Source organism: uncultured Paracoccus sp., from assembly GCF_945915435.1.
In the GTDB taxonomy this organism is placed as follows: domain Bacteria; phylum Pseudomonadota; class Alphaproteobacteria; order Rhodobacterales; family Rhodobacteraceae; genus Paracoccus.
The window spans coordinates 1-13,203 of record NZ_CAMEFG010000003.1; the positions used below are offsets into that span (position 1 = coordinate 1).

Annotated in this window: 12 protein-coding genes; 6 read left to right on the forward strand and 6 right to left on the reverse strand. The window is 66.3% G+C overall.

The window, feature by feature from the left end; all coding sequences use genetic code 11:
- From petB to Q0O97_RS01600, 6 genes are all read right to left on the reverse strand, one after another.
- A partial coding sequence (gene petB, locus Q0O97_RS01575) for a cytochrome b (protein ID WP_294923842.1) occupies window positions 1-915 on the reverse strand: 915 nt, incomplete at its 3' end.
- An 11-nt stretch (window positions 916-926) separates the two neighbouring features.
- On the reverse strand, window positions 927-1,499 hold the full coding sequence (petA, locus tag Q0O97_RS01580) for a ubiquinol-cytochrome c reductase iron-sulfur subunit (protein WP_294923845.1): 573 nt from the start codon (window positions 1,497-1,499) through the stop codon (window positions 927-929).
- A gap of 267 nt (window positions 1,500-1,766) precedes the next feature.
- Window positions 1,767-2,561, reverse strand: coding sequence for a DNA repair protein RadC (radC, locus tag Q0O97_RS01585; RefSeq protein WP_294923848.1), 795 nt, complete (start codon window positions 2,559-2,561; stop codon window positions 1,767-1,769).
- 65 nt (window positions 2,562-2,626) lie between these two features.
- On the reverse strand, window positions 2,627-3,784 hold the full coding sequence (gene dnaJ, locus Q0O97_RS01590) for a molecular chaperone DnaJ (RefSeq protein ID WP_294923851.1): 1,158 nt from the start codon (window positions 3,782-3,784) through the stop codon (window positions 2,627-2,629).
- Between the two features lie 81 nt (window positions 3,785-3,865).
- Complete coding sequence (gene dnaK / locus Q0O97_RS01595) at window positions 3,866-5,779, reverse strand: molecular chaperone DnaK (RefSeq protein WP_294923854.1); 1,914 nt, start codon at window positions 5,777-5,779, stop codon at window positions 3,866-3,868.
- Between the two features lie 274 nt (window positions 5,780-6,053).
- The gene (locus tag Q0O97_RS01600) at window positions 6,054-6,875 is read right to left on the reverse strand and encodes an ABC transporter (protein WP_294923857.1); all 822 of its coding nucleotides are present in this window, start codon (window positions 6,873-6,875) and stop codon (window positions 6,054-6,056) included.
- A gap of 130 nt (window positions 6,876-7,005) precedes the next feature.
- Here Q0O97_RS01600 and cysQ point away from each other — a divergent pair, with 130 nt between their 5' ends.
- The 6 genes from cysQ (at window position 7,006) to Q0O97_RS01630 (ending at window position 13,179) form a co-directional block, all read left to right on the forward strand.
- Window positions 7,006-7,803, forward strand: a complete 798-nt coding sequence (gene cysQ, locus Q0O97_RS01605; protein ID WP_294923860.1) for a 3'(2'),5'-bisphosphate nucleotidase CysQ — start codon at window positions 7,006-7,008, stop codon at window positions 7,801-7,803.
- Between the two features lie 4 nt (window positions 7,804-7,807).
- Window positions 7,808-8,611 (forward strand): manno-octulosonate cytidylyltransferase, encoded by an 804-nt coding sequence (locus Q0O97_RS01610; protein ID WP_294923863.1) that lies wholly within the window; start codon window positions 7,808-7,810, stop codon window positions 8,609-8,611.
- Window positions 8,608-9,984, forward strand: a complete 1,377-nt coding sequence (locus Q0O97_RS01615; RefSeq protein ID WP_294923866.1) for a glycosyltransferase family A protein — start codon at window positions 8,608-8,610, stop codon at window positions 9,982-9,984. Before Q0O97_RS01610 ends, Q0O97_RS01615 begins: the two co-directional genes overlap by 4 nt.
- A gap of 85 nt (window positions 9,985-10,069) precedes the next feature.
- A complete protein-coding gene (locus tag Q0O97_RS01620; protein WP_294923869.1) occupies window positions 10,070-10,966 on the forward strand; it encodes a UTP--glucose-1-phosphate uridylyltransferase in 897 nt (298 codons plus the stop codon).
- A 4-nt stretch (window positions 10,967-10,970) separates the two neighbouring features.
- Window positions 10,971-11,963, forward strand: coding sequence for a UDP-glucose 4-epimerase GalE (gene galE, locus Q0O97_RS01625; protein ID WP_294923872.1), 993 nt, complete (start codon window positions 10,971-10,973; stop codon window positions 11,961-11,963).
- Window positions 11,953-13,179 carry a glycosyltransferase family 1 protein gene (locus Q0O97_RS01630; protein WP_294923875.1) on the forward strand — a complete coding sequence of 409 codons (1,227 nt, stop codon included), beginning with the start codon at window positions 11,953-11,955 and terminating at the stop codon, window positions 13,177-13,179. Before galE ends, Q0O97_RS01630 begins: the two co-directional genes overlap by 11 nt.
- The last annotated feature ends 24 nt before the right edge of the window (window positions 13,180-13,203 follow it).

Below are 13,203 nucleotides of genomic sequence, written 5' to 3' on the forward strand. Positions count from 1 at the left end.
CAGGATCGCGTAGAAGGGCAGGAAATACCATTCCGGCACGATATGGGCGGGCGTCACCAGCGGGTTGGCCTCGATATAGTTGTCGGGGTGGCCGAAGTAGTTCGGCATGAAGCCCACGACGACGAAGAACAGCACCAGCACGATGGCCAGGCCGACCAGGTCCTTGATCACGAAATAGGGCCAGAAGGGCAGGGTGTCCTTCTGCGCCTCTTCCTTCGAGGCGCGGCGAACCTCGACCCCGGTGGGGTTGTTGTTGCCGGTCGTGTGGAAGGCCCAGATATGCACGATCACCAGCGCGGCGATCACGAAGGGCAGCAGATAATGCAGCGAGAAGAAGCGGTTGAGCGTCGCGTTGTCCACCGCGGGTCCGCCCAGCAGCCATGCCTGGATCGGCTCGCCCACGCCGGGGATGGCGCCGAAGAGGCCGGTGATCACGGTCGCGCCCCAGAAGGACATCTGGCCCCAGGGCAGCACATAGCCCATGAAGGCGGTCGCCATCATCAGGATGTAGATCAGCATGCCGACGATCCAGGTCACTTCGCGCGGGGCCTTGTAGCTGCCGTAGTAGAGACCGCGGAAGATGTGGATATAGACGGCGAAGAAGAACAGAGAGGCGCCGTTCATGTGCAGGTAACGCAGCATGTAGCCGCCATTCACGTTGCGCATGATGTGTTCGACGCTGGCGAAGGCCAGATCGACATGGGGCGTGTAATGCATCACCAGGACGATGCCCGTGACGATCTGCAACGCCAGGCAGAAGGCAAGGACGATGCCCCAGATCCACCACCAGTTCAGGTTCTTGGGGGTGGGGATCATGATGGTGTCGTAGACCAGGCTGACAACGGGCAGCCGGCGATGCAGCCAGCGTTCGAAACCCGTCTTGGGCTGGTAATGGTCGTGTGGGATTCCGGCCATGTGCGTTCTCCTCAGCCCAGCTTGATGGTGGTGTCGTTGACGAAGGCGGCGACGGGGACCGGCAGGTTCGTCGGCGCCGGGCCGCGGCGGATCCGGCCCGAGGTGTCGTAATGCGAGCCGTGGCAGGGGCAGAACCAGCCGCCGAAGTCGCCCGCGCCGTCGCCGATCGGAACGCAACCGAGGTGGGTGCAGACGCCGATCATGACCAGCCATTCGCCCGCCTCGTCCAGGCTGCGGTTTTCGTCCAGCGCGTTTTCACCGGGACGGTTGGCGTTTTCGGCGCCCTGATCGACCAGTTGATTGAGTTCGACCGAACGGGCGTCCTCGATCTCGGCCTCGGTCCGGCGGCGGATGAACACCGGCTTGCCCAGCCACTTCACGGTCAGTTGGGAACCGACTTCGACGCCGCTGACATCGACCTCGATCGAGGCGAGTGCCTGCACGTCCGCAGAGGGGTTCATCTGGTTGATAAGGGTCCAGGCGGCTGCACCGGCCGCGACCGTGCCGGCACCGGCGGTCGCGTAATAAAGAAAATCTCTCCGAGTGGCGCCGTGATCGCCTGCGTGTTCGTCTGCGTGGGACACGATCAGATCTCCAATTCTGCCCTGATGGGCTAAGCGGCTATACGACAGTATGGGCCGCGTTTTGCACGGCCTTCGCGGGGCGGTTGTAGCGATCAATTTCGTGTCAGTCCAGCGTTCGACTGCCCTCATAAGTGGGCAAATTACCGCAGCCGTGCGTTTTCCGCCGCTGGTTTTTCCCCCTTGGGCGCATTCGGCGGGCGATATTCGCGCAAGGCGGGCAGGCGCGTGGCGCGTCCCGGCGCAGATTCGCGGGCTGCCGGCGGGGCGTCACAGCAACCCCTCGGCCCGAAAGCTCAGTTCGCAGGACTTGCCGATGATGAGGTGGTCGTGGACCGTGATCTCCATCACCTGCGCCGCGTCGATGATCCGCCGCGTCATGGTCACATCCGCCTCGGAAGGCGAGGGGTCGCCGCTGGGATGGTTATGCACCAGGATCAGCGCGCTCGCGTTCAGTTCCAGCGCGCGGCGGACGATTTCGCGGGGGTAGACGGGGACGTGGTTGACGGTGCCCCGGGCCTGCTGTTCGTCCGCGATCAGGACGTTCTTGCGGTCGAGGTAGAGAACGCGGAAATGTTCGATCTCGGCATGGGCCATCGCGGTGTGGCAGTAATCGACCAGCGCGTCCCAACTGCTCAGGACCGGGCGCAGCATCACGCGCGAACGTGCCAGCCGCGCCGCCGCCGCCGCCTCGACGATCTTGAATTCCTGGACCACGGCGGGACCGACGCCCTGCACCGCGGTCAGCCGGGCGGGGCTGGCGGAAAGGACGCGGTTGAAATCGCCGAAATGATCCAGGAGCCGCCGCGCCAGCGGCTTGACGTCCTGCCGCGGGATCGCGCGGAACAGGACCAGTTCCAGCATTTCGTAATCGGGCAGGGCATCTGCGCCGCCGGACATGAACCTTTCGCGCAGCCGGGCGCGATGATCGGCGATATAGCTGGGCAGCCGGGGCTTGCCCCCTGCCCCCATCAGCACCGGACCGGCTTCGCCCCCCTGCACCATTTGCGCGGGACGGGAGAATAGCGGCATTGCCGCCTCGTCAAAGGAATGATTCGTAGCCATGACCGCATTGTGGCATGCAGGCCGTAAAGAAAAGGTAAAAGGCCCCCGCATCCGGGGGCCTTTCCTCAGCCTTTCATCTCGTCCCAGAACCCCTTGATCTTCTGGAAGAAACCAGAGGTCTGGGGGTTGTTGTCGGCACGGATGTCGGAAAATTCCCGCAGCAGTTCCTTTTGCCGCGCGGTCAGGTTGACCGGGGTTTCGACGACTAGTTCGATCAGCATGTCGCCGTGATCGTCCTGCATGCCGGGACCGTGGCGCAGGGGGGGCATGCCCTTGCCGCGCAGGCGCAACTGGCGGCCCGACTGGGTTCCGGCCGGCACCTTGACGCGCGAACGGCCGCCGTCGATGGTGGGCACCTCGATCTCGCCCCCCAGGGCGGCGGTGGCCATGCTGACGGGGACCTGGCAGGCCAGAACCCGGCCGTCGCGCAGGAAGATGGGATGTTCCCTGACCTCGATGAAGATATAGAGATCGCCCGCCGGGCCGCCGCGCATCCCGGCCTCGCCCTCGCCGGCAAGGCGGATGCGGGTGCCGGTCTCGACCCCTGCGGGGATGTTGACCGACAGGTTGCGGTCCTTCTGCACCCGGCCCGCGCCGTGGCAGGCCTTGCAGGGGTTCTTGATGATCTGGCCCTGGCCGCCGCAGGTGGGGCAGGTGCGTTCGACCGTGAAGAAGCCTTGGCTCGCGCGGACCTGGCCCATGCCGCCGCAGGTGGGGCAGGTGGCCGGTTCGACCGCGCCCTCGGCCCCGGTGCCGTTGCAGGCGCCGCAGGCGACCGAGCCGGGCAGGGTGATCGTTTTCTTCAGCCCGGCATAGGCTTCTTCCAGCGTCAGGCGCAGGTTATAGCGCAGGTCCTGGCCCCGGCTGGCGCGCTGGCGTCCGCCGCCCTGGCCGCGACCGCCCATGAAATCGCCGAAAAGATCCTCGAACACATCGGCGAAGGCCGAGCCGAAATCGCCGCCCGGATGGCCGCCGCGCCCGAATCCGCCGCCGCCGTTTTCGAAGGCGGCATGGCCGAAACGGTCGTAGGCGGCCTTGCGCTGTGCGTCCTTGAGACAGTCGTAAGCCTCGTTCACCTCCTTGAACTCGGCTTCGGACTGCTTGCAATCCTGGTTGCGGTCGGGGTGAAGCGCCTTGGCTTTCGTGCGGAAGGCCTTCTTTATCTCATCCGCCGAGGCGCTGCGAGAGACACCCAACACGTCGTAATAATCACGTTTCGCCATGTGGTTCCCGTCGGGGCCTTTCATGTAATTTGCCGGCCCATGCGCATTCACGTCATGGGCCGGCCTGTCTGACTGGGGCGCTTACTTGCGCTTGTCTTCACCCAGGTCCTCGAAATCGGCATCGACGATCTCGTCATCGACGTCGCGCGGACCCTGCTCGGCCTCGGCGGCATCGCCGCCTTCGGCCTGGCTGGCCTTGTAGATCGCCTCACCCAGCTTCATCGAGGCGTCCATCAGGTTCTGGATGCCGCCCTTGATCTTGCCGGCGTCCTCGGATTTGAGCGCCTCTTCCAGCGCGCCGGTGGCCAGTTCGATCGCCTCGACGGTCGAGCTGTCTACCTTGTCGCCATGCTCTTCCAGCGACTTCTTCGTCGAGTGGATCAGGCTTTCGGCCTGGTTGCGGGCCTCGACCAGTTCGCGGCGGGACTTGTCGGCCTCGGCATTGGCCTCGGCGTCCTTGACCATCTTCTCGATATCCTCGTCCGACAGACCGCCGGATGCCTGGATGGTCACGTTCTGCTCTTTGCCGGTGCCCTTGTCCTTGGCGGAAACCGAGACGATGCCGTTGGCGTCGATGTCGAAGGTCACCTCGATCTGGGGCATGCCGCGCGGTGCGGGCGGGATGTCTTCAAGGTTGAACTGGGCCAGCATCTTGTTGTCGGTGGCCATTTCGCGTTCGCCCTGGAAGACCCGGATCGTCACGGCGTTCTGGTTGTCCTCGGCGGTCGAGAAGATCTGCGACTTCTTGGTCGGGATCGTGGTGTTGCGGTCGATCAGGCGGGTGAAAACGCCGCCAAGCGTCTCGATCCCCAGCGAAAGGGGCGTCACGTCCAGCAGCACCACGTCCTTGACGTCGCCTTGCAGCACGCCTGCCTGGATGGCCGCGCCAAGCGCCACGACCTCATCGGGGTTCACGCCCTTGTGGGGTTCCTTGCCGAAGAATTCGCTGACGGCCTCGATCACCTTGGGCATGCGGGTCATGCCGCCGACCAGGACGACCTCGTCGATGTCGCCCTTGGACATGCCTGCGTCCTTGAGCGCCTCGGCCACCGGCTTGAGGGTGCGCTTGATCAGGTCGCCCACCAGGCTTTCCAGCTTGGCGCGGGTCAGCTTCATGACCATGTGCAGCGGCGTGCCGCTGTCCTTGTCCATGCTGATGAAGGGCTGGTTGATTTCCGTCTGCGACGAGCTGGACAGTTCGATCTTGGCCTTTTCGGCGGCCTCTTTCAGGCGCTGAAGGGCCATCTTGTCCCTGGACAGATCGACGCCGTGTTCCTTCTTGAACTCATCCGCCAGGTAGTTGACGATGCGCATGTCGAAGTCCTCGCCACCCAGGAACGTGTCCCCGTTGGTCGATTTGACCTCGAACAGCCCGTCGTCGATTTCCAGGATGGTGATGTCGAAGGTGCCCCCGCCAAGGTCATAGACGGCGATGGTCTTGGATTCCTTCTTGTCCAGCCCATAGGCCAGCGCGGCGGCGGTCGGTTCGTTGATGATGCGCAGCACGTCCAGCCCCGCGATCTTGCCCGCATCCTTGGTCGCCTGGCGCTGCGCGTCGTTGAAATAGGCGGGAACCGTGATGACGGCTTGCGTGACCGTCTCGCCCAGGTAGCTTTCGGCGGTTTCCTTCATCTTTTGCAGGATCATGGCGCTGACCTGCGAGGGCGAGTATTTTTCACCCTTCGCCTCGACCCAGGCGTCGCCGTTGCCGCCGTCCACGATGGCATAGGGCACCAGGTTCTTGTCCTTTTCCACCTCGGCGTCGGTGACGCGGCGGCCGATCAGGCGCTTGACGGCAAAGATGGTGTTCGAGGGGTTTGTCACGGCCTGACGCTTCGCAGGCTGGCCGACAAGGCGTTCGCTGTCGGTGAATGCCACGATCGAAGGGGTCGTGCGGGTTCCTTCCGAATTCTCGATGACCTTGGGCTGGCTGCCGTCCATGATGGCGACGCAGCTGTTGGTGGTGCCAAGGTCGATGCCGATGACTTTAGACATGTAAAATCCTCTCTTGCGGCGATGTTGTGGCTCTCGGGTCCGTTATGGCCCCCGAGGTCCTGATCCCAGTGGTTGGCGCCAGCGAAGCCTGACAGCCCCGGTGGCGGCTCGCACTCTATATAGGGCCGCGAAAGCGGGCTGCAAGCCGGTGAACGCCTATGATTTTCGCGATTGCCGCCTTGACGCGCATTCCGGCCCACGCTGCGGGCCGCGGTTGGCGGCGACACCGGCCGCCGGGCCGCCGCATCCGGCCCATAACCATGATTTCAAACGATCATTTTCCCGCAGACCAGCTTAGCGATTCGGAATTGCGCGTCACGAATTCCGCCATCAGACCGATCATCAGGATCGCGATTCCGACATAGATCGGGTATTCCAGGCTGGTGTTGCGGGGCGAATAATTGATGAAGGCATAGCCGCGCATCTGGTCCACGATGTGAAACAGCGGGTTCCAGTCGAACATCTGCAACATGACGGGCGGCAGGGCGTTGGCCACGAACATCTTGCCCGAGGCGATCATGTTGATGCGCTGCGTCAACTGGGTCAGGATCTTGGCCCCCTGCGGCCACCACGGGCGCAGCGCCAGGAAAACCAGCCCGATCGCCGCGCCGACCGCCCATGACAGCAGCACCATCGCCAGGCAACCGATGGGATCGTGCAGGGTGATGGGCTGGAAGATCATGTGATAGGTGCCCAGGATCACGATGATCGACACCACCATGCGGTAAAGCACCGCCAGCGCCGCCGCCGTGATCAGCACCGCCGTGTTCAGCGGCCCGTGCTTGGTCAGCCCGCCCGTGCTGCCGCCGACATTGGAAATCGCGGCCATGGTCTGGACAAAGACCATGAAGGTGAAGATGCCCGACATGATATATATCATGAAATCGCCGCGAATCGGCGAATGGCGCACCCCCATGATCAGGTAGAGGGCAAAGAAGCCCAGGATGAACACGCTCGATTGCAGGATCGTCAGCAGCAGGCCGATCAGCGCGTTGCGATGTTCCTTGCGCAGGTTGTAGACCGTGACATGATAGATCAGCGACAGCGTGGTGAACGCCGCCTCGAACATGTTGCGATTGCGATGCGCCGTAAACATGTTTGCGACCGTCCAGCCCCTGTCCTGCCGGGGCGGGTTGCCCAAGCCATCGGACCGGATCATAAGAGAGCAGGCGGCCGGTATCAATCGGGGCTGATCCTGCGATCGCGGCTGGAAAGGAACTGAAAAGATGCAATTTGAAACGATCATGCCCGAATTGCGCCGCCTGGCGCTGCAAGCCGGTGCGCGGATCATGGAGATTTACAACTCTGACGATTTCGAGGTGCGGGCGAAATCCGACGCCTCGCCCGTGACCCAGGCGGATGAAGAGGCCGACGCGCTGATCTCTGCCGGGCTGCGCGCCGCTTTCCCCGATGTCGCGCTGGTGACCGAGGAACAGGCCGACACCCACGGCCAGAGCCTGTCCACCTTCTTCATCGTCGATCCGCTGGACGGCACCAAGGAATTCGTCCAGCGCCGGGGCGATTTCACCGTCAACATCGCCTATGTCGTGGACGGCGCGCCGGTTCTGGGCGTGGTCTACGCCCCGGCGCGGGAACGGCTGTTCTACACCCTGCCCGAAGGCGGTGCGGTCGAGGAAAAAGCCCCCTTCGGTCCCACGCCGGGCGAGGTTGCGCCCATCGGCGTGAACACCACGCCGGACAATCGCGGGCTGATGGTCGTCGCCTCGAAATCGCATCGCGACCAGGCGACCGACGATTATATCGGCCAATACGGCGTGCGCGACATGACCAGCGCGGGGTCCTCGCTGAAGTTCTGCCTCGTCGCGACGGGCGAGGCGGATCTCTATCCCCGCCTTGGCCGGACGATGGAATGGGACACGGCGGCGGGCGACGCGGTGTTGCGCGCGGCGGGGGGCGAGGTGGTGCGCTTCGACGACCACACGGCGCTGACCTATGGCAAGCCGGGGTTCGAGAACCCCTTCTTCATCGCCTTCGCGCCCGGCGTCCTGCTGGTGAAGGGCTGATCCCGTGGCGGGCGTCGTCATCGTCATTCCCGCGCGCTACCAATCCTCGCGCTATCCCGGCAAGCCGCTGGTCGAGCTGAAGGGCGCCTCCGGCCAGCCGCTCAGCCTGATCCGGCGAAGCTGGGAGGCGGCGCGGGCGGTTTCGGGCATCGACCGCGTGGTGGTGGCGACCGACGACGACCGCATCCGCGACCATGCGCAGGGCTTCGGGGCCGAGGTCGCGATGACCTCTCCGCACGCCCGCAACGGCACCGAACGCTGCGCCGAGGCGGTGGCGAACATGGGCCTGTCCCCGGAAATCGTGGTGAACCTGCAAGGCGACGCGCCCCTGACGCCCGCCTGGTTCGTCGAGGACCTGGTTGCCGGGCTGCGCGCCGATCCGGGCGCGGACGTGGCGACCCCGGTGCTGCGATGCAGCGGGCAGATGCGCGCCGACCTGATCGGCGACCGCCACGCGGGCCGCGTCGGCGGCACCACCGCCGTTTTCGGCCATGACATGCGGGCGATGTATTTTTCCAAGGAAGTCATCCCCTACGCGGGCGGCGATTACGGCGCGGACGACCCGACCCCGGTGTTCCACCACGTCGGCGTCTATGCCTATCGCCCCGCCGCGCTGGCCGAATATGCGACATGGGACGAGGGCCGGACCGAGGTGCTGGAGGGGTTGGAGCAGCTTCGCTTCCTCGAACGCGGCCGCCCCGTCCTTTGCGTCGAGGTCGAGGCCCGCGGGCGCGAGTTCTGGGAACTGAACAATCCCTCGGACGTGCCCCGGATCGAGGCGATGATGGCCCGGATGGGACTGGATTGAGCGTCGCCGCCCCGGTGCAATCCAATGTCGCCGCCCCGGTGCAATCCAATGTCGCCGCCCCGGCGCAACCAGAAGTCGCCGCCCCGGCGCGTTCAAATGCCTCTGCCCCGGTGCGGCTCAGCATCGTCGTGCTGTCGCGGCACCGCCCCGGCCTGCTTGCGCTGTGCCTGACGGCGCTGAGCCAGCAGGACCACCCGGAATACGAGGTGATCCTGGTGGCCGACCCTGCCTCGGTCGATACCCGCCCCGACCTGCGGATCAAGCGCATCGCCTTCGATCTGCCCAATGTCTCGGCCGCGCGCAATATCGGGCTTGGCGCGGCGGCGGGCGAGGTGGTCGCCTTCATCGACGACGATGCGCTGGCGCTGCCCGGATGGGCGCGCCGGATCGCGGCGCCCTTCGCCGATCCGGGGGTGATCGCGGCGGCGGGTTTCACGCGCGGTCCCGACGGGCTTGGCTGGCAGGTCCGGGCCGAGCGGCTGCGACCCTCGGGCGCGACCGTGCCGGTCCAGGTGGCCGAGGAAACCGCGCTGCCCCCGCGGGACGGCTGCCCCGTCAGCACCATCGGCACGAATTGCGCCTTTCGGCGCCACGCGCTGCTGGCGGTCGGCGGCTTCGACCCCGCCTTTGCCTATCACCTGGACGAAAGCGACGTGAACATGCGCATGGCGCGGACCTTCCCCGAGGCGCTGACCGCCATCGTGCCGGGGGCCGAGGTCGTGCATGGCATCGCCGCCGGTCCCATGCGGCAGGCATGGGGCGTGCCGCGCGACCTGACGGCGGTGGGCCATGCGCATGTCACCTTCGCCCGCCGCCACGGCGGCCCGCTGCCCCCGGTCGAAGCGATCCAGCGCAAGCGGCTGCTGCGGCACATGGTCGCCGGGCGGCTGGACCCTTTCGCGCTGACCCCCCTGCTGCGCGGATTGCGCGAGGGCAGGGCGCGTGCGGCGGCGCAGCCCTTGCCCGAACCGCCCCGGCCCCTGCCGGATGCCGCGCCGGGCTTCCTGCCCCTGCGCCCCGCACCCGCCGCGCCCGCCGGGCTGCGGTTGTTCAGCGGCTGGCACTGGCAGGCCGCCCGGTTGCGCCGGTCCGCCGCCGCCGCCGTGGCCCGTGGCGACCGGGCCGCCGTGCTGCTGCTGACGCCCACCTTCGTGCCCCACCGGCTGGGGTTGCGGCCCGGCGGCTGGTGGGAACAGCATGGCGGCCTGTGGGGCGGCATGAAGGGCGGCATGGGCGATTCCCCGCCCGATCCGCGCTTTCGTCGGCGCGCCGCTGCCGCTGCCGCCTTCCGGGCGGCAATGACCCGCCGACTGGGCGACTTTTTGCAGCCCGCCACCTGCCCGACCTGTCGAAAGGGACATATCTGTGATTGAAACCCGTTTGCCCCCTATCCTGTTGATAGGGACGTGACGTAAACTTACACATTCGACCGGACATCAGGCGTCAGGAGTAGTTATTATGACTCGCAAGGTCACCAAGGCCATTTTCCCCGTAGCCGGGCTTGGAACGCGTTTTCTTCCTGCGACGAAAAGCATTCCCAAGGAAATCATGACGCTGGTGGACCGCCCGCTGATCCAATACGCCATCGACGAGGCGCGCGCGGCAGGCATCACCGAATTCATCTTTGTCACCTCGCGCGGCAAGGGCGCGCTGGAGGATTACTTCGACCACGCGCACGAGCTGGAATCCAGTCTCAAGAAGGCGGGCAAGACCGAATTGCTGGATATCCTGCGCACCACCAACATGGAATCGGGCGCCATCGCCTATATCCGCCAGCACAAGGCGCTTGGCCTTGGCCACGCGGTCTGGTGTGCGCGGCGCCTGCTGGCCGACGACGAACCCTTTGCCGTGATCCTGACCGACGACGTCATCATGGGCGAACCGCCCTGCCTTCAGCAGATGATCGAAGCCTATGACGAAACCGGCGGCAGCATGGTCGCCACGATGGAGGTCGCGCCCGAAAAGGCCTCGGCCTACGGTGTTCTGGACGTGGCCGAGGACATGGGCGCCATCGTGCGCGCGCGGGGCATGGTCGAAAAGCCCGCCCCCGGCACCGCGCCCTCGAACCTTGCCGTGATCGGGCGCTATATCCTTGCGCCGACGGTGATGCAGAACCTCAACAAGCTCAAGCAAGGCTCGGGCGGGGAAATCCAGTTGACCGACGCCATCGCCGACGAGATCGAGGCCGGGCGCGGCGTCTACGGCCTGCGCTTTCGCGGGCAGCGTTTCGATTGCGGGTCCAAGGCGGGCTTCTTGCAGGCCACCGTCGCCTTCGGCCTTGCCCGGGACGAGTTGAGGGAAGAATTCAGCGAATACCTGCACGACATCACGGCGCTGCGCAAAGCGGCGGAATAACCGGATGGTGCAAAAGGTATTGGTTACCGGCGGCGCGGGCTATATCGGCTCGCACGCCTGCAAGGCGTTGCACGCGGCGGGCTATCTGCCCGTCACCTATGATTCGCTGGTCACCGGCTGGCGGGGCGCGGTGAAGTTCGGTCCCTTCGAGCAGGGCGATCTGATGGACCGCGCCCGGCTGGATCAGGTGCTGGCCACCCATCGCCCCGTCGCGATCATGCATTTCGCTGCGCTGAGCCAGGTCGGCGAAGCCATGCGCGAGCCGGGGAAATACTGGCGCGGGAACGTCTGCGCCTCGCTGAACCTGATCGAGGCGGCGGTGGCGGCAGGGGTGCGCGATTTCGTCTTTTCGTCCACCTGCGCGACCTATGGCGACCATGACGGCGTGGTGCTGGACGAAAACACCCCGCAGGCGCCGCTGAACGCCTATGGCGCCAGCAAGCGCGCGATCGAGGACATGCTGGCCGACTTCGCCGCCTCGGATGGGCTGCGCGCGGTGATTTTCCGCTATTTCAACGTCGCCGGTGCCGATCCGCAGGGCGAGGTGGGCGAGTTTCACCAGCCCGAGACCCATCTGGTCCCCCTGATCCTGGACGCCATCGAAGGGCGGCGCGACGCGCTGACCATCCACGGCACCGACTATCCCACGCCCGACGGCACCTGTATCCGCGATTACGTTCATGTCATGGATCTGGTCGATGCGCATGTGCTGGGGCTGGAACATCTGCGCGCGGGCCATGTCTCGGGAACCGAGGTCTTTTGCCTTGGCACCGGCAACGGCTTTTCGGTGCGCGAGGTGATCGAGCATGCCGGTTCCATCACCAACCGCCCCGTGCCCCTGACCGAAGGCCCCCGCCGCCCCGGTGATGCGGTCAAGCTGGTCTGCGGCAGCGAAAAGGCGGTGTCGCGGCTTGGCTGGCGGCCCCACCGCTCGGACTTGCCGCAGATGATCGCGGATGCGTGGCGCTGGCACCAGAACGGTGGTTATGACAAGTGAGCCGCCGCTGCTGCTGGATGTCTCGCGGCTGATCTCGCGCCTTGGGGGCGGGGTGGCGACGGGCATCGACCGGGTGGAAGCCGCCTGGCTGCGCCATCTGCAAACCCGTCCGCACCTGTTGCTGTGCCGCGTGCCGCGCGGCCAGCTTGTGCTGCCGCCCGAGGCGGGGGCCGCGATCCTGCGCTGGACCCAGGGCGATGTCGCGGATCTGCCGCGCGCCGGGCTGCGCGACCGGCTGCGCCGCACGCCGACGCTGCGCGCGCGGGCCGAACGGGCGCTGTCGGGCCATGCGCTGCATCGCGCCGGGCCGGATGGCCGGGGCGTGGCGCGCGCCGCGACCGACCGGCTTGGTCCCGGCGCGGCCTATCTGAACACGGGCCATGCCAACTGGGACCGCGGGCTTTTCGCCGCATTGCAGCCGCTGCGGCGCGCGGTGCTGGTCCATGACACCATCCCGCTGGATCACCCCGAATACACCCGCCCCGGCCAGGACCGGCTGTTCCGCGACCGCTTTGCCGCCGTTGCGGAAATGGCGGATGTGATCGCGACGGTCTCGCAGGCCAGCGCGGACAGCGTGGCGCTGTGGTGCGAACGGCTGGGAATCTTGCGCCGCCAGCCCGTGATCGCCACGCCCATCGGGACGGAACTGGCCGCGCCCACGGCGGCGGACGTGCCCGCGGGTCTGACCGGGCGCCCCTTCTTCGTCACCCTCGGCACCATCGAGCCGCGCAAGAACCACGCGCTGCTGCTGGATGTCTGGCAGCACCTGGCCGCGCGCCACGGCCCCGCGCAAGTGCCAGGCCTGCTGATCGTTGGGCGGCGGGGCTGGGAAAACCGCCAGACCTTCGCCCGGCTGGACGCCCTGCCGCCCGGCGGGCCGGTGGCCGAGCTTGGCGGGCTGGACGATGGCGCCGTCGCCGCGCTGCTGATGCAGGCCCGCGCGCTGCTGATGCCAAGCCGGGCCGAGGGGTTCGGCCTGCCCCTGACCGAGGCCGCCGGGCGCGGCATTCCGATCATTTGCGCAGCCCTGCCCTCGGCCACCCGGCTTCTGGGCGATTACGCGACCTATCTGGACCCCGACGATACCGATGGCTGGGCCGCGCAGGTCATGGCGCTGGCGGGGGCACCGCTGCGCAGGTTCCCACCCTTGCCGGTGCCCGGCTGGCCCGATCATTTCCGTAACGTCATGGCTGGATTGAAGCAGGCAAGCGACTAGTCTAATAAGACGATAAATCGACGA